Origin of the sequence: Siminovitchia jepli, assembly GCF_047228825.1 — a bacterium.
GTDB lineage: Bacteria > Bacillota > Bacilli > Bacillales > Bacillaceae_C > Siminovitchia.
Map to the genome: position 1 here is coordinate 1 of NZ_JBFEGN010000016.1, position 19,545 is coordinate 19,545.

General features: G+C 45.2%; 20 protein-coding genes, 9 tRNA genes and 1 rRNA gene. 2 read left to right on the top strand and 28 right to left on the bottom strand.

Annotated features, from left to right (window positions below; translation table 11 throughout):
- From AB1L08_RS08325 to AB1L08_RS08375, 11 genes are all read right to left on the bottom strand, one after another.
- Nucleotides 1-542: ribosomal RNA gene (locus AB1L08_RS08325) — 16S ribosomal RNA — on the bottom strand; the annotation flags it as partial.
- Between the two features lie 85 nt (nt 543-627).
- Nucleotides 628-701, bottom strand: a tRNA-Gly gene (locus AB1L08_RS08330).
- Nucleotides 702-716: 15 nt separating this feature from the next.
- Nucleotides 717-793, bottom strand: a tRNA-Pro gene (locus AB1L08_RS08335).
- 23 nt (nt 794-816) lie between these two features.
- A tRNA-Arg gene (locus AB1L08_RS08340) sits at nt 817-893 on the bottom strand.
- A gap of 6 nt (nt 894-899) precedes the next feature.
- A tRNA-Leu gene (locus tag AB1L08_RS08345) sits at nt 900-986 on the bottom strand.
- 87 nt (nt 987-1,073) lie between these two features.
- Nucleotides 1,074-1,146, bottom strand: a tRNA-Lys gene (locus AB1L08_RS08350).
- A gap of 5 nt (nt 1,147-1,151) precedes the next feature.
- A tRNA-Gln gene (locus AB1L08_RS08355) sits at nt 1,152-1,226 on the bottom strand.
- Between the two features lie 66 nt (nt 1,227-1,292).
- Nucleotides 1,293-1,368: transfer RNA gene (locus tag AB1L08_RS08360), tRNA-Asp, on the bottom strand.
- 181 nt (nt 1,369-1,549) lie between these two features.
- Nucleotides 1,550-1,621: transfer RNA gene (locus AB1L08_RS08365), tRNA-Glu, on the bottom strand.
- A 12-nt stretch (nt 1,622-1,633) separates the two neighbouring features.
- Nucleotides 1,634-1,724 (bottom strand) — tRNA-Ser (locus AB1L08_RS08370).
- A 101-nt stretch (nt 1,725-1,825) separates the two neighbouring features.
- Entirely contained in the window at nt 1,826-2,269 is a 444-nt protein-coding gene (locus tag AB1L08_RS08375) for a SprT family protein (RefSeq protein ID WP_413064209.1), read from the bottom strand.
- Between the two features lie 82 nt (nt 2,270-2,351).
- On the opposite strand from AB1L08_RS08375, the gene cmpA reads away from it, so the two are divergent.
- Nucleotides 2,352-2,465 carry a cortex morphogenetic protein CmpA gene (cmpA, locus tag AB1L08_RS08380; RefSeq protein WP_413064210.1) on the top strand — a complete coding sequence of 38 codons (114 nt, stop codon included), beginning with the start codon at nt 2,352-2,354 and terminating at the stop codon, nt 2,463-2,465.
- Between the two features lie 24 nt (nt 2,466-2,489).
- On the opposite strand, the gene AB1L08_RS08385 is transcribed toward cmpA, so the two are convergent.
- The 14 genes from AB1L08_RS08385 to acpS form a co-directional block, all read right to left on the bottom strand.
- Complete coding sequence (locus AB1L08_RS08385) at nt 2,490-4,664, bottom strand: Tex family protein (RefSeq protein WP_413064211.1); 2,175 nt, start codon at nt 4,662-4,664, stop codon at nt 2,490-2,492.
- Nucleotides 4,665-4,828: 164 nt separating this feature from the next.
- The gene (locus tag AB1L08_RS08390; RefSeq protein ID WP_413064212.1) at nt 4,829-5,425 is read right to left on the bottom strand and encodes a PP2C family serine/threonine-protein phosphatase; all 597 of its coding nucleotides are present in this window, start codon (nt 5,423-5,425) and stop codon (nt 4,829-4,831) included.
- Nucleotides 5,422-6,216, bottom strand: a complete 795-nt coding sequence (gene sigB, locus AB1L08_RS08395) for an RNA polymerase sigma factor SigB (protein ID WP_413064213.1) — start codon at nt 6,214-6,216, stop codon at nt 5,422-5,424. The genes AB1L08_RS08390 and sigB overlap by 4 nt, the downstream gene beginning before the upstream one ends.
- Nucleotides 6,194-6,667, bottom strand: a complete 474-nt coding sequence (gene rsbW, locus AB1L08_RS08400; RefSeq protein ID WP_413064214.1) for an anti-sigma B factor RsbW — start codon at nt 6,665-6,667, stop codon at nt 6,194-6,196. The genes sigB and rsbW overlap by 23 nt, the downstream gene beginning before the upstream one ends.
- Complete coding sequence (locus tag AB1L08_RS08405) at nt 6,668-6,997, bottom strand: STAS domain-containing protein (protein ID WP_413064215.1); 330 nt, start codon at nt 6,995-6,997, stop codon at nt 6,668-6,670. It lies immediately after the preceding gene.
- Between the two features lie 74 nt (nt 6,998-7,071).
- Nucleotides 7,072-8,079 carry a PP2C family protein-serine/threonine phosphatase gene (locus AB1L08_RS08410; RefSeq protein ID WP_413064216.1) on the bottom strand — a complete coding sequence of 336 codons (1,008 nt, stop codon included), beginning with the start codon at nt 8,077-8,079 and terminating at the stop codon, nt 7,072-7,074.
- 15 nt (nt 8,080-8,094) lie between these two features.
- A complete protein-coding gene (locus tag AB1L08_RS08415) occupies nt 8,095-8,496 on the bottom strand; it encodes an anti-sigma regulatory factor (protein ID WP_413064217.1) in 402 nt (133 codons plus the stop codon).
- Between the two features lie 3 nt (nt 8,497-8,499).
- The gene (locus AB1L08_RS08420) at nt 8,500-8,856 is read right to left on the bottom strand and encodes an STAS domain-containing protein (RefSeq protein ID WP_413064218.1); all 357 of its coding nucleotides are present in this window, start codon (nt 8,854-8,856) and stop codon (nt 8,500-8,502) included.
- Entirely contained in the window at nt 8,853-9,689 is an 837-nt protein-coding gene (locus AB1L08_RS08425) for an STAS domain-containing protein (RefSeq protein WP_413064219.1), read from the bottom strand. The genes AB1L08_RS08420 and AB1L08_RS08425 overlap by 4 nt, the downstream gene beginning before the upstream one ends.
- A 1,321-nt stretch (nt 9,690-11,010) precedes the next feature.
- Entirely contained in the window at nt 11,011-11,361 is a 351-nt protein-coding gene (locus tag AB1L08_RS08430; RefSeq protein ID WP_077111417.1) for a type II toxin-antitoxin system PemK/MazF family toxin, read from the bottom strand.
- 4 nt (nt 11,362-11,365) lie between these two features.
- Nucleotides 11,366-11,647 carry a CopG family ribbon-helix-helix protein gene (locus AB1L08_RS08435; protein ID WP_018709208.1) on the bottom strand — a complete coding sequence of 94 codons (282 nt, stop codon included), beginning with the start codon at nt 11,645-11,647 and terminating at the stop codon, nt 11,366-11,368.
- A gap of 183 nt (nt 11,648-11,830) precedes the next feature.
- Nucleotides 11,831-12,988, bottom strand: coding sequence for an alanine racemase (gene alr / locus AB1L08_RS08440; RefSeq protein WP_413064220.1), 1,158 nt, complete (start codon nt 12,986-12,988; stop codon nt 11,831-11,833).
- A gap of 175 nt (nt 12,989-13,163) precedes the next feature.
- The gene (locus AB1L08_RS08445; protein ID WP_413064221.1) at nt 13,164-14,180 is read right to left on the bottom strand and encodes a LolA family protein; all 1,017 of its coding nucleotides are present in this window, start codon (nt 14,178-14,180) and stop codon (nt 13,164-13,166) included.
- Nucleotides 14,181-14,535: 355 nt separating this feature from the next.
- Nucleotides 14,536-14,934 carry a holo-ACP synthase gene (acpS, locus tag AB1L08_RS08450; protein ID WP_413064222.1) on the bottom strand — a complete coding sequence of 133 codons (399 nt, stop codon included), beginning with the start codon at nt 14,932-14,934 and terminating at the stop codon, nt 14,536-14,538.
- 95 nt (nt 14,935-15,029) lie between these two features.
- Between acpS and AB1L08_RS08455 the strand changes: the two genes are divergently transcribed.
- Nucleotides 15,030-15,632 carry a rhomboid family intramembrane serine protease gene (locus tag AB1L08_RS08455; protein ID WP_413064223.1) on the top strand — a complete coding sequence of 201 codons (603 nt, stop codon included), beginning with the start codon at nt 15,030-15,032 and terminating at the stop codon, nt 15,630-15,632.
- On the opposite strand, the gene AB1L08_RS08460 is transcribed toward AB1L08_RS08455, so the two are convergent.
- The 3 genes from AB1L08_RS08460 to cshA all read right to left on the bottom strand — a co-directional run bounded on the left by AB1L08_RS08460 (nt 15,610) and on the right by cshA (nt 19,468).
- A complete protein-coding gene (locus AB1L08_RS08460) occupies nt 15,610-17,064 on the bottom strand; it encodes a PH domain-containing protein (protein WP_413064224.1) in 1,455 nt (484 codons plus the stop codon). The genes AB1L08_RS08455 and AB1L08_RS08460 overlap by 23 nt on opposite strands.
- Nucleotides 17,057-17,533 carry a PH domain-containing protein gene (locus AB1L08_RS08465; protein WP_413064225.1) on the bottom strand — a complete coding sequence of 159 codons (477 nt, stop codon included), beginning with the start codon at nt 17,531-17,533 and terminating at the stop codon, nt 17,057-17,059. Before AB1L08_RS08465 ends, AB1L08_RS08460 begins: the two co-directional genes overlap by 8 nt.
- A 492-nt stretch (nt 17,534-18,025) precedes the next feature.
- On the bottom strand, nt 18,026-19,468 hold the full coding sequence (cshA, locus tag AB1L08_RS08470; RefSeq protein WP_413064226.1) for a degradosome RNA helicase CshA: 1,443 nt from the start codon (nt 19,466-19,468) through the stop codon (nt 18,026-18,028).
- Nucleotides 19,469-19,545: the final 77 nt, after the last annotated feature.

Here is a 19,545-nt window from a genome sequence, read left to right on the forward strand (position 1 = left end):
TATTACCGCGGCTGCTGGCACGTAGTTAGCCGTGGCTTTCTGGTCAGGTACCGTCAACGCACCGGCAGTTACTCCGGAACGGATTCTTCCCTGATAACAGAGTTTTACGACCCGAAGGCCTTCTTCACTCACGCGGCGTTGCTCCGTCAGACTTGCGTCCATTGCGGAAGATTCCCTACTGCTGCCTCCCGTAGGAGTCTGGGCCGTGTCTCAGTCCCAGTGTGGCCGATCACCCTCTCAGGTCGGCTACGCATCGTCGCCTTGGTAGGCCGTTACCCCACCAACTAGCTAATGCGCCGCGGGCCCATCTGTAAGTGACAGCATAACCGTCTTTTAACCTTCCTTCATGCGAAGAAAGAAATTATCCGGTATTAGCTCACGTTTCCGCAAGTTATCCCGGTCTTACAGGCAGGTTGCCCACGTGTTACTCACCCGTCCGCCGCTGACTTCCAAGGAGCAAGCTCCTCTTCTGTCCGCTCGACTTGCATGTATTAGGCACGCCGCCAGCGTTCGTCCTGAGCCAGGATCAAACTCTCATGTAAAAGTTTGCTTAGCTCATATTCAAGCTGACAAATTAATGATTATTGACGTTTCGTTTCGTTCAGTTTTCAAAGAGCAAACAACAATTGGAGCGGGTGATGGGAATCGAACCCACGACAACAGCTTGGAAGGCTGTAGTTTTACCACTAAACTACACCCGCATGTTCTCTGTCCAATGGTCGGGAAGACAGGATTTGAACCTGCGACCCCTTGGTCCCAAACCAAGTGCTCTACCAAGCTGAGCCACTTCCCGTTTCATAGATTGGCAGAAATACGTGGCGCGCCCGAGAGGAGTCGAACCCCTAACCTTTTGATCCGTAGTCAAACGCTCTATCCAATTGAGCTACGGGCGCAAATTTTGGTGCGGTCGAGAGGACTTGAACCTCCACGGTATTGCTACCACTAGGCCCTCAACCTAGCGCGTCTGCCGATTCCGCCACGACCGCTCTTTCAAAGACAAGTAATATCATATCATACTATCAACAAAGTGTCAATCAATATTTTTACCAGAAGATCTTTCCAGGAAAGATCAATGAGCCATGCAGGATTCGAACCTGCGACCCTCTGATTAAAAGTCAGATGCTCTACCAACTGAGCTAATGGCTCTTATTTGGCTGGGCTAGCTGGATTCGAACCAGCGAATCACGGAGTCAAAGTCCGTTGCCTTACCGCTTGGCTATAGCCCATCGATTGTTGTTCAAGATTATTATTATACAAAACATCACGGATTATGTCAATCACTTTTTTTCAAATGGCGGTCCCGACGGGAATCGAACCCGCGATCTCCTGCGTGACAGGCAGGCATGTTAACCGCTACACTACGGGACCTGATATTGCTTCTGTTTATCCCAGCTTCAGCGCTTATCGACTGGCAATAAGTCAACATTGGCTCCTTCTCGTCGCCGTGTTTCCTTTATCTCATCAATTGCTCCAGTCTGTACGTCGATGAACAGGGGCTTCAATTACTCCAGTCTGTACGTCAATGAACAGGCGCTTCGGCATTTTCGTATGACCCCTACGGGATTCGAACCCGTGTTACCGCCGTGAAAGGGCGGTGTCTTAACCGCTTGACCAAGGGGCCGACATAAAAAAATGGCGGAGAAGGAGGGATTTGAACCCTCGCGCCGCTTACGCGACCTACGCCCTTAGCAGGGGCGCCTCTTCAGCCTCTTGAGTACTTCCCCGTAAAAGTAATGGCCATTCTGTACAGCTTATCTTGAATGGCTCTTACGATTATAATCAGTCATTGATAACCTGTCAAGGGAAAAACGGCATTTTTTCCTTGTTACTTTTCAAAAAGTTTTCCTTTGCATTTTCCACAAAAATAGCGGTTCGTGTTCACCCTGCGCTGCCGGGTATAAATATGTCCACATCGCGTACATTCATATATCCGCCTGGTTAAATTTTTCTTTTCGGAAAGCGGTGAACAATGTCTCGGAGCTCCCACTTTGTTCAGCAGTTCCCGAAATTCCCGGTCGCGGTGCTTATATCCTTTTCCTTCAAGATGGAGATGATAGTGACACAATTCGTGCTTGATGATGCCTTTCAGCTCTTCCAGTCCGTGCTCTTCATAATATTTTCTGTTGATTTCTATATAATGGTTCGCAAGTAAATAGCGGCCGCCCGATGTCCTCAAACGCGGATTGAAAACGGCTTTATGTTTAAATGGTTTTTGAAAAAATTCCAATGAAATTTTTTCTGTCAATGATTGCAGTTGTTCGTCTGTCATGCCTTTCCCCCTTACGCACGGGATAACCTTTTTTATCATAACCTAATGATACCAAAACTCTCACTCGGGAGGATACGAAAAAATGCCTGGCTGGCTTCAAAATCAAATGCAAAAGGCTTTTTTAAAAAAAGACCGGTATCAAATTAAACTTCTTAATCAATGTTGGTTTTTTTACAGAAAGAAACACTGCTCATAATAGGCAGTGTTTCCTTTCTGTTCTTTAAGGCTTTTTCATTGTAAGGGATAATCTTCCCTTTTGCACATCCACTTTTTCAACCCAAACCGTGACGATATCCCCAAGAGAAACAACATCGAGCGGATGTTTGACAAACCGGTCACTCAGCTTCGAAATATGGACAAGTCCGTCCTCTTTTACGCCAACATCAACAAAGGCGCCAAAGTCAACGACGTTTCTCACTGTTCCTTGAAGTACCATGCCTGGCGTCAAATCTTCAAGCTTTAAAAGATCTGTCTTTAAAATCGGTTTTGGCAATTCATCCCGCAAGTCGCGGCCGGGCTTCATTAAAGAATCGATAATATCGCGAAGTGTCAACCCCCCAAGACCGAGTTCTTTCGCAGTTTCCTCGACTGATACATTCTTCAGCGCTTCAATCAGCTTTTCCGAACCAAGATCCGCCGTTGTAAAACCGATCGATGATAGCAGTTGTTTTACTTCCGGATAGCTTTCCGGGTGGATTGGAGTCGAATCAAGCGGCTCTTCCCCATCCAAAATCCTCATAAACCCGATCGCCTGTTCATATGTTTTCGCTCCGAGGCGGGGGATATGCTGGAGCTCGGCCCTGCTCGTAAATTTGCCATTTTCCTCACGGTGCTTCACGATATTATTTGCGACCGTTTTGCTTAATCCTGAAACATATTGCAGCAATGATGACGATGCTGTATTTACATTGACACCGACCTGATTTACTGCTGTTTCGACAACAAAGGCAAGCTGTTCATTTAATTTCTTTTGCGAAACGTCATGCTGGTATTGGCCGACACCGACAGATTTCGGATCGATTTTAACGAGTTCGGCAAGCGGATCCTGGAGCCTGCGGGCAATGGAAACGGCGCTTCTTTCTTCAACTTGCAGATCCGGAAACTCTTCCCTCGCAAGATCGGATGCGGAGTAGACGCTTGCCCCGGCTTCATTGACAATTATATAGCTTGCATCCAAGTTTAATTCCTTTAATAAGTTGGCAGTAAATTGCTCGGTTTCCTGGGAAGCCGTCCCGTTTCCGATCGCGATAATTTCGATGTTGAATTTTTTCAGGACCCCGCCCATTTTTTCTTTCGCTGCGTCCGGCTTGGGATTTGGTGGATGAGGGTAAATGACATCTATATGAAGCACCTTCCCGGTTTCATCAACGACAGCCAGTTTACAACCTGTCCGGTAGGCGGGATCGACACCAAGCACAACTTTTCCTTTTAAAGGAGGCTGCAGCAACAGTTTTCTCAGGTTTTCCGAAAAAATATGAATCGCCCGATCTTCCGCTTTTTCGGTTAATTCATTTCTGATTTCGCGTTCAATCGCCGGCTCAATCAAGCGCTTGTAGCTGTCTTCGATACTTTCTTCCACTTCCCCGGCAACGATGGAAGCGGCATTTTTTATAAAGGTTCTTTTTAAATAATCAATGACTTTTTCCGTATTGGGCTTGATGGAAACCCGTAATACATCCTCTTTTTCCCCGCGGTTTAATGCAAGAATCCGGTGAGGAACAATTTTTTTTACAGGTTCTTCATATTCATAGTACATTTCATACACGGATTTTTCGTCTTTGCCTTCATTTTTGACGGATGAAATGACAAGCCCCGATTGGAATGTCTCTTTCCGCACCCATTGGCGGACAGCAGCATCGTCTGATACTCTTTCGGCTAAAATATCTTTCGCACCTTGAATCGCTGCGGCCGCATCTTCCACCCCTTTTTCGGGGTTGATATACTTCGCGGCTTCTTCCTCAAGATTTCCTTCCGTTGGAAAACTCCACATCCAATCAGCAAGCGGCTCAAGCCCCCTTTCCTTTGCGACTGTAGCTTTTGTACGGCGTTTTTGTCTATAAGGGCGGTATAGATCTTCAACAGTTTGCAGCTTGTCTGCGCGGACAATTTGCTGCCTTAATTCCTCCGTCAATTTTCCTTGCTCATCAATCAGCCGGATGACGTCCTCTTTCCGTTGTTCCAAATTCTGTATGTAATGCCAGCCTTCCATAATATCTTTTATTTGAACTTCATCAAGTGCCCCGGTCATTTCTTTTCGGTAGCGGGCAATAAACGGAACGGTATTTCCCTCTTCAAGCAATTGGATAACACTGGCTACATGCTTTTTGGAAAGCTTGAGGCTTCCCGCCAGTTTTTGGACGAGCAGATTTTCATTTTTTTGTTCAGTTACTGTCATTTGTACCCCCCGCTTCAGTAAGATCACTTTATTCTACCCTGTTTAAATGCATCTCGCCAACTTATTCGAATGATACGATTTTGTCATAATACTTACTGAAAAAGCAACTCCCCAAGAACCCTTCATTTTGGATACGGGCCGAGGCAAAAATAAAAACCCGCTCATCAAAGCAGGTTGCCTACAATAAATGTAACATCATCTGTTTTGCTTGCTTGGGATGATTTCAACTTATTTGCAAGAGTTGACATCGATGCATAAGCATTCAAAAGCTTTTTTGACTGTAATTGCGCAAATCCGTCAGAATGGATGAGAAACCTCGATTGTGGTTCATATGAAAAAGACTGCGTTTTAATTTTTTGCGGCCTTCCTGACATATACCCGGTTACGGGCATGGGATAAATGAAATTGCCTGTCTGCGTGTATGCATAAAAACGAATATTTCCGACGCAGCTATATTCAAACATTTGGTGGGCAAAGTCGACCTTTAAAATGGCGACTGCCGCCCCCCTTTTATTCAGCAATACCCGATTGCTGAATTCCATTAATGTATGCACGTCTTCTTCGGGATTTGACTGCACGACCGAAGTAACTGCCCGGGAAGACTCGTACGCATATTCTCCGCTTCCCAGCCCGTCCGCAAGGACACAAAGAAAATAGTCATCGCTCGCTGTCATATAAAAACTGTCACCGCAATAATGGTTGCCTTCCTTTGCCATTTGGAAGGCATATGCCTCCAACTGTTCATGTTTGAAGTGGATCATAAGGTTGATTTCTCCGTATCGATTGGTTCTGCAAAAATGGCTTCTTGAAGCTTTTTAATGGCTCGCCTTTGCAGGCGGGATACGTGCATTTGGGATATTTTCAACCGCTCACCGGTTTCCTTTTGGCTTAAGTTTTCCAAGTACGTATATTGAATAATTTTCCTTTCCCTTTCAGTCAACACATGCAAAACTTTTTCAACAACAAGCTTCTGGTTGACCCTTTCATACCCGTCGTCCACATTACCGATAATATCAAGCAGCGTAACGGTGCTTCCATCCGCATCCGCTTCGATAGAATGATCGACTGACAGCGCCTGGTAGCTTTTCCCCATTTCCATTGCTTCCAATACTTCTTCCTCCGTCACTTCCAAATGTTCGGCAATTTCATGAATTTGCGGGGAACGCTGCAGTTTGTTCGTTAATTCTTCGACAGTCGTCTTGATTTTGGGACCTAGCTCTTTAATCCGACGGGGTACATGGACACTCCAAGTCTTGTCCCGCAAAAATCGTTTGATCTCTCCGATGATCGTCGGAATGGCAAAAGCTTCGAAAGACTTTCCGTACGATTCATTATATCGGCGTATTGCCCCCAAAAGCCCGATGATTCCCACTTGGAAAATATCTTCATGATGGGACTTGCCTTTGGAATATTTCCTGGCGATGGATTCCACGAGATTTTTATAATGCAGGACAAGCTTGTTCTGGGCTTCCTGGTCTTCATGGAGCTGAAACGCCTTGATCCATTCATTTACTTCATTTTTGGTACTATCAGGTTGAGATTTTTTCGACATCCATCTCCACCTGCTCCCTTTCGAGATATTTTGTCATAAACACGCTGACGCCTTTATTCAGCTGTACATTCACTTCATCCATCAGGCTCTCGATTAAATACAGACCCAAGCCTCCTTCACGCAAAAATTCCACTTGATCTCTATTGGAATACGGACCTGTTTCTGCACGCGTCTCTTTCATATCAAAGCTTTTTCCGGAATCTGATACCATGACTTCCAAACGGTTATCGTAAAGGACGAAGCCAATCACGACCTCTCCGCCCTCTTCTGTCCGGTAAGCATGCTGGACAGCGTTGGTGGCCGCTTCACTCGTGGCTATTTTAATATCTTCAATCGCTTCATACGAAAAGCCCATTCGGCTTGCAATTCCCGAAAGGGTTAAACGTATGACACCAACATACTCCGGCTTGGCTGGAACCTTCATCTCAATATAATCAAAAGCTGCCTCCATTTACACTCCACCCTCTACCTCGGTATTGATGTCCATCACATCTGCCAGTCCGGTAATGTCAAACAATCTCTGCAATCTTTCCGACATTCCGGTTAACGTTAAATCTCCCTCGTTTGTACGAAGCTGTTTAAATAGTCCAACAAACACCCCAAGTCCCGTACTGTCCATATATGTAACTTCCGACAGATCAACGACCAATTGCATCCCCTTTTTGTTGGCATGCTTCATCAATTCGTCCCGGACTTTCGGAGCCGTATAGGCATCAATTTCCCCAGACAAAGACACGTGAACTGCGTTGTCGTTTTCTGTCATTTTTATAGAAACATTCACAAGTACCCACCCCTATACATTTGCTGAATTGTTGCTCTTTACACTTACCCTCATTTTAGAAAAATAAACTTGTTTTAATTTATTCTTTTTAAGATGATTAACGTAAAGTCATCCCGCAACTCAAAATCCTGCAGTCTTTCCAAATCTTTGTAAACATTGTTTACGATTTCCTGGGCCGGAAGATGAATATATTGGTCGATGTAACTTGTAAGGTCATCCCTTTCAATAAAACCGTCGTCTGTCCGGCATTCAGTTACGCCATCGGACATGAGAATAATCATATCCCCCAGTTCTATTCGGACTTCGTATTCTTTATATTCTGTATTTTTATTAATCCCCAGCAACAATCCTCTTCCGCAGAAATCTATGTACTCTTTGTTTTTTGCCTTATAAAAAAATCCCGGTTCATGTCCCGCGGTGGCATAGCAGAATTGATGTGTCTTTGCATCATAAGTGCCGTAGCACATCGTTATAAACATGCTGGGATCAACGTTTTGCTCCACTACCCGGTTTAGACTTTTCAACACGGAGCCGGGGCTGTAATCTTCTTCCGGCAGGCTGTCCATCGCGTATTTGATCATCGACATCGACAGGGCTGCAGGTATCCCTTTTCCAATAACATCAGCAATAGCAATTCCGACGCGGTAGTCTTCGTCCGAAACAAAGTGAAAATAATCTCCATTCATTTTTCTTGCCGGCACACTGATCGCCCCAATATCCACCCCGGATACCGACGGAATGGAGGTCCTGAGCAACGTTTCCTGCATACTTGCCGCTACTTCAATTTCGTTCCTCAATGCAAGCTGCTCTGTTCTGAGGCTTTGATGCTCCCTGTATGCGAGCCCGTAGCCCATCATGACTTCCAGAAGTACGTCAAATGAATCAATGATTTTTCCTGCGGGGTAATTTCCTTCCATCATAATTGATTTGTGGAGACTAATGACTTCCTCCGGCGCAATTTGATGTTCAATTAATTTTCGGCTCAGTTTTTGCGCTTGGTATAGAACATTTTCATCTTTATCGATTATATATTTGCGGATAATATCCTTGTACTTTGGTACGTTCGTCTTCCAAAACCCCATTACGAATCACTCCCTTTACCGGAGCCACTTCACCGCTGTTACCAATGTGCCTTTCCCCGGTTTGGACTCTATATTAAAATCATCCATCAGCCTTTTGACACCTGGAAGACCCGCTCCCAATCCCCCCGAAGTGGAATATCCGTCCTGCATTACTTTGCGAATATCTTCAATCCCGGGTCCTTGATCTTGCGCAATAATTTTAATTCCTTTTTTTTCATCCAATATTTCTTTTTCTATCCATATTTTCCCTTCACCGGCATATAAAAAAATGTTCCGAGCCAATTCGCTGATTGCAGTAGTTATTCTTGCCTGGTCAACTACCCCAAAGCCCAGTTCCTTTGCTGCATTTCTGCCTAATTGGCGAACTGCTACGATGTCCCATTCATTTGATATTGTTACAAAGGACTGCAGCTCCATAGGCTAATCCCCCAGTTCCTGTTGTAATTTATCCAAGCCATTTTCCAAGTCCAGAGCTGTAGTCACATCTTCCATGCGAATACCCAATTCGATCAGCGTAATGGCAACGGCGGGCTGTATTCCCGTAATGACTACTTTGGCTCCCATTAGCTTCGACATTTCCATCACATCGCCCAACACTTTGGCAATAAAAGAATCAATCATGTCAAGGGAAGTAATATCAATCACGACTCCTCTGGCATTGGTCGCGTGAATTTTATTTAGAAGGTCTTCCTGGAACTGCAGAGCTGTCTGGTCATCGAGTTCCCATTGAATGGAAACCAGTAAACAATCACGAAGTTTTAAGATTGGTATTCTCACTCAGCACCCTCCTCAAGTACCACAATTTTTCTATTCGTAAAGGCCAGTGCTTTCTCTATCCCTTTTTGTAACGTGCTAGTCGTCGTAATCTGATTCAAGTGAATGCCGAGATTAACCATTGTCTGGGCGATTTCCGGACGAATTCCCACGATCATGCATTTTGAACCTACAAGCCTGACCGCATCCGCCGCCTGAATGATATGATGGGCCACCATCGTATCGACGACAGGAACCCCGGTGATATCAATCAGAACAACATCCGCCCGATGCTTGACAACACCCCAAAGCAAATTTTCCATGATCAGCTTCGCCCTTTCCGTGTCAATGGTTCCCACGAGCGGCATAACGGAAATTTTTTCGAATACGGGTATTAATGGAGCGGACAACTCCTGAAGCGCCACTTTTTGCAAAAAAACTGTTTTCTCCCAACTATTGGAATATGATTCGACGATTTGACTGCTCAATGGGGATATCCAATTTTCTATCTCATGAAACAGCTTCGCCAGATCATCGGCCCCATAGTTATTTTTTTTCCTCATCCAGTCAAAGATAAGGGACTTCATTACTTGCAGGCCGGATATTAAAAAGGTAAGCGGCCAGCCAATCCTGACAACTTGTTCCGTAAATCTTTCGACTTTCATTTCGTAATGATTCTCTGAATCTACGATATTGGAAACGGCAATTTCGAAAAACTCCCTGCTCATGCTTTCAAATTTTTCTTCCGAAATAACATTTAAGGGCCCATCATTGCCGAGCTGCTTCATTTCCACGACCCAGTCTTCCAGCAATTCGTCCTCATGCTTTTTAAAAAAATTGGCGACTTCCATATTCACCCGAATTTCCTCCTATTCGTACAGCTCCTTAGCTTCAATGGTATCAATAACCCTATTTTAACAATATCAGGCCCAAAAAAACAATTTATCACCATAATATTTTACAAATATTTCCAATAATAATCAGTAGCCAAACGCAATTTCATTTCTGCGTATTTTTACATCATGGAGTGTTTGGAAGGCGTAAAAGACGAGCCAGACAACTTGGCTGTCGTGCCGGGTATGACTTTTCCGACTAATCCATTATGGTCAAATCCTTTTGAAAGGAATGAACGAATCGATTTCCCAGCCATTTTTAATAAGAAAAGGGCACATATTTCAATATAAATTATAGCAAAACAAGGATGACTTTATTGATTGATATGGCCGCCGTGGCATGATCCAGTTATTTATTGGACAATTTTCGAACGACTGGCAGAAGGCCCGGTATTTCAATGTCGGGATGAATGCCAGAAACATAGGTTAAAAAAAGAAATCGGCCCTTGCTTTTATTTTTTAAATATTATATTATTAATACAGAACTTATGTTCGGAGGTCCAAGTAAATATGGCGTCGTAGAACTATTCCTTAAAACGGAGATTTTTCAAGTTCATATATTAAAAAAACGCCTTGAAATAGGCAGCCAGAATCTTATCCGGAAGGGAAAAGCACAAAGTACACACACGCCATTGCGATTTGTCGCAATGGAACGGAACCGTGACCCTTTAGGCTCACGGAACCTCCCCATTTCAATGGGGAGAGGTTTCAGATGGATAACAGTTTATGAACATTTTGGAATCTCGAAAATGAAATTGGAAATCGATATGGATCCGGAACCATAAAGGTGAATCCGTCCAGTGAATGGACGAATGAAGCAGTGGAAGTGACCATAGTGGATGGTAAAACGGGTACAAGCGGGAAGAAGGGAAGGAAGAACAAGCGGCACTGTGGAAGAAACGGATGTTGGAGTATGATAAAAAAGACTGAAACAGAATTCATTGGACAAAATCCTAAAATGTCTAAAATTGTCGGCTTTAAATACAGCAACTTTAAACGCTAAAGGGAAAATATTCTTATGTTATACGCGTGGCCGTTTTGTGATTTATTTATATTTTTCTTGTAAAAACCGAATGGTGATTTTGCCCGTGGCTCGGTCAGCTATTTTGAAGATTCCGATCAACTCTATGTATTTGAGCATGTTTTCTGCAACAAAAATGATTATAGCGAAAGCATCCTTATATTGAAAAATAAAATCTGTCTTGCTTGGGCCCATCCTGTTACATCAATATAAAAAAAGCTTGTAGAGAATAATGACACCTAATTTCTCTACAAGCTAAATACTTTAAAAAGAGATGAGGCCCAAACTGATTTGCAAGGCATCATCTACCTTTTCCATCATTTCTTCGTCCAGATGTGTAATTTTATCAGTTAGACGCTGCTTGTCGATTGTTCTGATCTGTTCAAGCAGAATGACTGAATCCCGTTCAAAACCATAACGCTTTGAATCAATTTCCACATGCGTAGGCAGCTTAGCTTTTTGGATTTGTGCAGTGATCGCCGCAACAATCACTGTGGGACTGAACCGATTTCCAATATCGTTTTGGATCACAAGCACCGGCCTGACTCCCCCTTGTTCCGAGCCTACTACCGGGGATAAATCGGCGAAATATACATCGCCCCGCTTAACGCCCAATAGATCATCCCCCGCTTACAAGCCGTTCGACAGTATGCTCTGCCTCGTATTCCGCCTGTATAGCCTCCGATGCAATAGCCAGATTGATCTTGGCCATTTCCATGTAGCCGCGTCTCATTGATTCAACTATGTGGCGTTTTTTCCGTTCGCGAATATACATTTTTGTAGCACGGTAAATGAATTCGTTTCGGTTTACGTTTTCCTGTTCAACAAATCCGTCCAGCTCCGCCAAGAGTTGCTGTGGTAAACGAATAATAATTTCAGTTGTTGCGCTGGATTCAGACACAAACCACACCTCCACCATCAATACAAGCCTTTTAATTCAAATCACCTATAATCATACCATCAAACAGTGAGCCTGCAAAGAACATTTGGGATTCTTTTTCTATTATCGGCCCGGCAAAGAATTCCTTATACATAAATTCTCCCTTTTTAGCCGAATTCCTTCTTTTTTCTTCAGAAATTTTATTCAATGCGTGGAAAGTTGATTTTCGATTTCGACAGCTTCTTTTCCCCGTTTATACACCCTCGGAACACGAAAATTAATCGAGCATGTTACTTCATAATTGATCGTATCAAGCTTTTCGGCAATATCTTCCACTGAGATAAACCGGCCCTGCCGGCCGCCGATCAAAGTGACTTCTGTTCCGACCGGAAAATGCCGGGGAAGACGGATCATCGTTTGGTCCATACAAATTCTGCCAACAATCGGGGCAAATTCGCCTTCAACAATGACGGGGTGGCCTTCCAGCTTCCTGAGCCAGCCGTCCGCATATCCAACCGGAATTGTGCCGATCCACTCGTCTTCCCGGGCCTTGTAACCCGCTCCATATCCGATGCTTTCACCACGCTGGAGTTCTTTGACATGAACGATTTTCGTATGCCATGAAAGAATTTGGCGGGTTTTAAGGGTAAAATGTCTTTCATCCGAGGGTGAAAGACCGTAAATGGCAATTCCGATTCTCACGGCGTTAAACAAGGAATCATGATGGCAAAGGGCGGCCGCACTGTTTGCGGCATGCACGTACGGCGGAACAGTGTCCAATTGTTCAACAAGACGTTTAAATTTGGCGAGCTGCTGTTGATAATAGCTTTCTTCAAGTTGATCTGCAGTCGCAAAATGTGTAAAAATGCCCTCCAATAAAAACTTGTCCGATTTGGAGACAATTTTTTCAATTTCTTTCAGCTCACCGGCTCCCCTGAGGCCGATTCGCCCCATGCCAGTATCACATTTTATATGGACTTTCAATTTGTCTCCGTCCTTGATCGACCGGCCGGCTTCCTCCAACCAGTGCCTTTGAAAAACAGGTACGGCAATATTATGGCGGGCAGCCATTCCGGCGTCGCCCGGCCGGATAGCACCGAGCACGAGAATCGGTGCTTCTATGCCGTTATTTCTTAACCAGATTGCTTCATCGAGTAATGCGACAACCAAACCGTGAGCCCCTGCCCGCAAAACTTCTGCCCCAACCTGTAAAGCCCCATGGCCATATGCGTTTGCCTTCACGGCGGCAAACATGTGTGTTTCCCGAGGCAACGCATTCCGGATCATCTTAACATTGTCATACAAAGCATCTAAATCAATCTCCGTCCACGTATCACGGAAAAATTGAATTTTTTCATTCAAACAAGTCACTCTCCCCAGGAAATCAGATCGACTTCACAGTATTGATTATTCAATTAGGGCATGCATATGTCAAATGATTTTTTGGGAATTTCAAATATCATTGCAGGAAATTCATTCCAAAACGTTCCGTTTCATAAGAAAACAGCCACAAGAATGTGACTGTCTTCGTAAATACTTATTTTACCGTGTCTCCCTGAACGGAACGGGCAACCGACACCAGCTCTTCTTCGGTTAGGTCAGTGGACGCAAGCATATAATCCACTCCGTCTTCACTCCAGACGATTGAATGGTCGTTCATCACTCCGACAGCAAACCCGAGATCCACCATTTCCCCGTCCATATCGACTGTTTCCATGGAAGCCGTAGGAACCACTTCCGCTTTTTCCTGTATGAGCGTAAATGACTTTTCACCTTCATACGTCAAAATCACACGTTTGCCCCGATCCGTTTCGATTGCCTTTTCCTCGCTAAGCTTAACCCCTGGGATCTCAGCCAGCGCATACTTCACCGTAAACTCTTTTGTGCTCAAATCAGCTAAAACCGGAACTTCAAGCTGTGCGCTCGTCATGTTTTTCTTCGTGTCAAACGCATCGTCATCGAACTTTGCATCAAAATCCACTTTCGTAAATTCAACGGTGACGACCGGATTTTTATCCGTATCCATTACCCTCACACTGACCGGCTCCAATGTCTTTCTGTGGAAAGTAATTTCCTGGGTCGGGAGCATTTTTTGATTTTGGTAGCGTGTTTTTGTTTCAAAAATGTAATGCTCTTTCGTCGATTTGAACTTCGCATCCTTATCCGCCAAGACATCCTTGACTAGCGACTCATACAAATACGCCTGGCTGCTGTTTTTCGGCCAATCACTCTGGAACCGATAACTCTTGTTTAGCGCAGGAGTCAGTACGTAGACTCCGCTTTTATTGCGAAGAATCATCTGGCTCTGTTCCTTTTTGGCATTTTTCAAATGTACCCGGTAATCTCCCGGCTTATGATGCCAAACATCTATATCGTATACTTGCGGCTCATTCCCGACCTCCAGCGTCATCTTGGCCTTTGCCTTGTACCCTTTCAACTCCCCAACCTTTTTATCCAGCCCTTTCGTCACATCCTCCTTTGATTTTGCTCCGCAGGCCGAAAGTACGAGCATCGCCAGCAACAATCCTCCAAATAGCCATAGCCCCTTTCTCATTCCTTCAACCCCTTTGTTGTCTCATTTCCACATAAAAAGAAGAGAGGAGGCCGGAAGCCCGGGATCATTGGCCGGCATCCGTTTTTTCCGCGAGCGTTCCGCATAACGTGGCAATCATTCCGGGCCCTGCCCCGTCTCTCCTGACGCATTAAAAATATATGAGACAACCGTGGACAATATGATAAAGAAAAGCGATCATCCCTGAACAGGCTTTGCCGAAGTGTACAAACAATGTTTTTGTCCAGATTGCGTGGTTTATGATTCAAAGAGGGAGATGAGTAAACCAATGCGCACGTTTATTATCCGAAAAAGACTGATTGTTATCCAATACGCTTGCTTTATTATCCGAAAAAGGCTAATTGTTATCCAATACGCTTGCTTTACTATCCGAAAAGGTCACTTTATCTTCCAGTATGACCTGTGCCGCAGCATACTTCTTTGTGTGTGTAATGGACAAATGGGATTTCCTTTTTGTTGCAGGTTTCACAAAAAACGGCCTCCCGTTCGGCTCCGCGCCTATCTCAATATCTTGAAAAGACACTTCTTTTCCGATCCCTGTCCCCAATGCTTTCGCAAACGCCTCCTTTGCCACGAACCTTCCCGCAAGGAATTCGGTTTTCCGCTTTTCGGGCAAGGCGTCATATTGCACAAGTTCTTTTTTCGTTAAAATTCTCTGCGGAAACCGCCGCCGGCTCCGCCTGAGCCGCTCAATTCTGTCCAGCTCCACGAGATCCAGGCCGATTCCAAAGATCACAGCGGCACATCCCTTCTACTAATCATTTTTGTTTAATATAATGAGAGAAACAACATACGTGTTCATTTTTTTGAAAAACCCGAAAGGAGACACTCATGTTTGCTCGTACCGAGTCTTTTAAAGAGTTTATACATTTTTACCCGGTTGTTACCATAATCGTTGCCATTCACCTATTTCTCTTTCTATCGATCCAGCTTCCGCTTTTCCCCAGCAAGCTGATTTTCGAATCGCTCGTGGGGGTTAATATATACATCGGAATGGGCGAGTATTGGCGGCTTGTAACCCCCATTTTTCTGCATGCGGGTTTCGCCCATGTTTTATTCAATTCTTTTTCTCTCGTATTATTCGGTCCTGCCCTGGAACGCGCGCTTGGAAAATGGCTGTTTATTTTCGTGTATTTGGCGTGCGGAATGGCAGCCAATATTGCCACTTACCTGCTGAACCCCCCGTACTATACCCATCTTGGAGCAAGCGGGGCGATCTTCGGCCTTTTCGGCATCTATTTGGCCATCATTTTTTTAAAAAAAGGGGCGATGCCCCCGCAGGGCAAGCAAGTGATTCTTCCGATGGCCGCCCTTGGGGTCATCATGACGTTTTTTCAGTCAGGCATCAATATAACAGCCCACATTTTCGGCCTGATCGCCGGCTTTTTGATCGGCGCTTTAGTGATTCATATCAAACCGGTTCGCTTTTGGTAACATTTCTGTGACTGTACCATCTATATATTTCTTGGGCTTCATCCCGTTCCATATGGGGGATATGCGCCCTTTGAAACACTTCCCCCGATTTTACCTTGGCGTCCATACCGGCAAGCCCGGCACGATCTTGAAACCAGTTTACGCTCATGTCAAGGGCCTGGATTCTATTCTTTTGCATGAGCATCGTATGCTGTTCAATCGTCCGAAACCGCATCGTCAATTGCCGGCCATGTATATTCCAGCCGGCAGAGCGGTACTGGGCATAGCCCAAAGCCGCTGCTCCTCCGATGAGTATGGCGCCCAGTAATCCGTACGGCCAAAATATGACCGACAGGGCAACGGCGGCCGCTAACGCGATCATCATTTTGATAAATAAATATCGCCTTAAAGCTTTCTTTGGAGCAGGCTTCAAATCGGTCACAAAGGAAAACTCCGGGAGCGCCTCTCCCAATATATCGGGAATCCGGCTCTTTTTTACAACAGGCAGCAGGGCAATCGATGCGCTGTCCTGTTCCAATGCAGTTCCCCCTGCACTTTCAAGCGTTACGCTCGCGAATCCGAACGGCTGGCGGATCGGACTTTCGGTAATTTTCAAAGCCTGAATCCGGTGCAGCGGAACGGTCGTTGTTCTTTTTTCCAGCAGCCCGCGCGTAATAATCAAATCATTCTCCACTTTTTTGACGGTAAAATCGTTGTATTTAAACAAGGCGATCAATACGGAAATGAGCCAGGCTATGGCAAGGACTATAAGTACAATGGCCGAAATAAACATCACCCCGTAGCGAATGAGCTCCTGCATTTCATTAAATAATTTTTCATAAGGAATAAAATCATCGAATTGGAAGACAAAAGCCAGAAAAGCGGAAATGACAACTCCCGCCCGTCCCGAGGTAGTAGCCAGAAACAGCAGTTGAGGCGCAGTTATTTTATAAATGACCGCTTCATTCACTTTTTCCTCCAAAACCTCTTCGTTATTTCCCCGCTTGGCATCCGCAATGATTTTTTGCAAAGCGGCGGCCTCTTCTTTGCGAATGGCCGTCAGTTCCGCCTCCGCCTTGTTGTCGCTGGAAGCCGCTGTTTCCACCTTTACTTTTACAAGCTGGAAAGGACGATGAAAGATGCTTTCCGATAAATCCAAACTTTGAATCCGCTCAAAAGGGATGTATCTTTTTTTCTTGACGAACAGCCCTTGGGTAATCCGCAATTCATGATCTTCAAGCCAATATGTAAACCGAAGCCATTTTACAATTCCGGAAACGATGGTCACCACGATTAAAATCAAGAAAATCAGCAGCGGAACCTTGTTCCAAAGGGAGTCACCGCCCGGCCTGCCAATGACGACAAATAATATAAACGGAACAATCATTTCTTTTAAGGTCGTGATGATTTCGTAAAAAATGGTAATTGGATGGAGCCGTTTTGGTTCAGACATCATCTTTTGCCACCCTTGCCAAAGCCGAAATCAGACGGCGCAATTCTTCCGCTTCCCGCACATCCACTGCCGGTATTTCGTGGGTAGTCGCGGCAGTCGAAATAGACACGGTCGCAAGGTCATATTTTTTTAAAATTGGTCCCTGTGACGTATCAACATGCTGGACCCTGACCATGGGGACAAGCGTCCGATGAACAAAAATCACGCCGTGCTGGAGTTCCAATTCATGCTCGTTTACCTCATACCGCCACCGTTTCCATCTGATCGAAGGTATGATCCATATCGTGCTGACTGTTTCTCCCAGAGCCAGCAGTCCGGTTACAATAACGATCCACACAGGCCAATCAAAATGATAAGCCGCCACTCCCACACCGATGGCAATGACCCAAGCGATAAGGGAAAGTATTCCTCCCGTGATCCGCCACACTTTTAATCCGCGCTTTGATATTCTTTTTGACGGCATTTTCATACCATAAAATCCTCCTCATTCTCGAAACAATACACACGAAATGATCGTACCATGTCATGGGTCATTTTGCACCTTGAAAAACAAAAAATGAACCCGGAGTGTATTTGGGCAAAACTCGAGCGGGTTCGGGTTTTCCGGATCGTATTTGCGTATTTCGGGGTCCGAATCGTATTTGGGCAAAAACGGAGCGTATTTTAAGGTTCTGGATGGTCTTTGGGCAAAACTCGAGCGGTTTCGGGGTTCGGATCGTATTTGGGCAGCGCTCGAGCGTATTTTCAGGTCTTAGGATCGTATTGGCGTAAAACTGGATCGTGTCACAAAAAAAACAACCGGAAGATTCCAGCCCTCCGATTGTTTTTTTCAAATGGTGATCGCCTACGCTTTTTGAGCGTGCTCTTATGTGCGGCCGCCCTATTTCACAGGGCGGTTCATTATGGCAGATACAATAAATTTTTCAAAAGCTTCAAGCTGCCATACTTGACTGCTTTTGGTCTAGTAGGAAGTTCTGCGGTTGCTCGTGCGGCGCTGCGGTTTCCGGTGTCCTTTGTATGGTTGCTGGCCCGGTTTTCCGCGTCTGCCTCGCCCTCCGCCTCCAAAATGGTCCCTTTTTGCAGGGAGCGGCCTTTCTTCCGTAATATGGACAGGTGTTTTGTCCGGTTCCTTTGTAATCACTTTAAGTGCAGCGGCAATGATTTCAACAGCATCATCGTACTCGGTCAATAAATCTTTGGCACTCGCTTTGTACTCATCCAGACCGCCTTCCTGAATCGTTTCGCCCAGTTTTTCCACCGCAACGCGCTGCTGTCCTTCGAGTGCCTCATCCCAGGTTGGCGGACGCATCGGCTGCATCCGTTTTTTCGTTGTCTGTTCGACAATGCGCAAGTAGCCCATTTCCCGTGGACTGACAAACGTAACGGCCATTCCTTCTTTTCCGGCGCGTCCCGTCCGCCCAATCCGGTGAACATAGCTTTCCGGATCTTGCGGGATGTCATAGTTATAAACATGCGTGACGCCCGAAATATCCAGGCCTCTGGCGGCAACGTCGGTTGCAACAAGTACATCGACCCTGCCTTCCTTAAATTTTTTCAAAACAGACAAGCGCTTCGCCTGGGTTAAATCACCGTGAATCCCTTCGGCTGTATACCCCCTGACGGTCAAGGCGTTCGCCAGTTCATCAACACGGCGTTTCGTCCGGCCAAAGACTATCGCAAGCTCGGGGGATTGCACATCAAGCAGACGGGATAGGACATCAAATTTCTCTCTTTCAGGCACCTTAATAAAATATTGTTCAATTAAAGGCACAGTCATTTCGCGGGCCTGGACCCGAACGATTTCAGGCGATTTCATAAACCGTTCGGCGATGCGGCGAATCGGATCCGGCATTGTGGCGGAAAAGAGCAATGTCTGCCTTTCATCCGGCACAGTTTTCAATATGGCTTCAATATCATCAATAAAGCCCATATTCAACATTTCATCCGCTTCATCCAAAATAAGCGTATGCACGTTGTTGAGTTTGAGTGTTCTGCGGTTAATATGGTCCAGAATCCGTCCCGGTGTTCCGACAATGATATGCGGACCTTTTTTCAACGCGCGAATTTGCCGTTGGATGTCGGATCCCCCATAAATAGCAAGCACACGGACACGTGCATCCATGCCGATTTTATACAGCTCTTCTGATACCTGGATCGCAAGCTCTCGCGTCGGAGCTATTATAATTCCTTGGACTGTCGAATTTTTTGCATCAATTTTTTCAATAAGCGGAATACCAAATGCGGCCGTTTTTCCTGTACCCGTTTGGGCTTGGCCGATTAAATCCTTCCCCTCCATGCTAAGAGGAATTGTCTTTGCCTGTATCGGCGTTGCTTCTTCAAAGCCCATTCTGTTGACCGCTTCTAAAATAGCCGGGCTTAAATTCAAATCTGAAAACTTCGTCAATGCTTCTCAATCTCCTTTAAAAAGTATGAGGCAAAATGCCTCACTTACTTTAAGAGCCGCTCGCGAAAAATTGTAAA

Coding starts and splice junctions, on each gene's coding strand:
- AB1L08_RS08375 (WP_413064209.1), bottom strand. CDS start 2,269: ATGACAGACGAACAACTGCAATCATTGACAGAAAAAATTTCATTGGAA.
- cmpA (WP_413064210.1), top strand. CDS start 2,352: ATGCCTGGCTGGCTTCAAAATCAAATGCAAAAGGCTTTTTTAAAAAAA.
- AB1L08_RS08385 (WP_413064211.1), bottom strand. CDS start 4,664: ATGACAGTAACTGAACAAAAAAATGAAAATCTGCTCGTCCAAAAACTG.
- AB1L08_RS08390 (WP_413064212.1), bottom strand. CDS start 5,425: ATGATCCACTTCAAACATGAACAGTTGGAGGCATATGCCTTCCAAATG.
- sigB (WP_413064213.1), bottom strand. CDS start 6,216: ATGTCGAAAAAATCTCAACCTGATAGTACCAAAAATGAAGTAAATGAA.
- rsbW (WP_413064214.1), bottom strand. CDS start 6,667: ATGGAGGCAGCTTTTGATTATATTGAGATGAAGGTTCCAGCCAAGCCG.
- AB1L08_RS08410 (WP_413064216.1), bottom strand. CDS start 8,079: ATGGGGTTTTGGAAGACGAACGTACCAAAGTACAAGGATATTATCCGC.
- AB1L08_RS08415 (WP_413064217.1), bottom strand. CDS start 8,496: ATGGAGCTGCAGTCCTTTGTAACAATATCAAATGAATGGGACATCGTA.
- AB1L08_RS08445 (WP_413064221.1), bottom strand. CDS start 14,180: ATGAGAAAGGGGCTATGGCTATTTGGAGGATTGTTGCTGGCGATGCTC.
- AB1L08_RS08455 (WP_413064223.1), top strand. CDS start 15,030: ATGTTTGCTCGTACCGAGTCTTTTAAAGAGTTTATACATTTTTACCCG.
- AB1L08_RS08460 (WP_413064224.1), bottom strand. CDS start 17,064: ATGTCTGAACCAAAACGGCTCCATCCAATTACCATTTTTTACGAAATC.
- AB1L08_RS08465 (WP_413064225.1), bottom strand. CDS start 17,533: ATGAAAATGCCGTCAAAAAGAATATCAAAGCGCGGATTAAAAGTGTGG.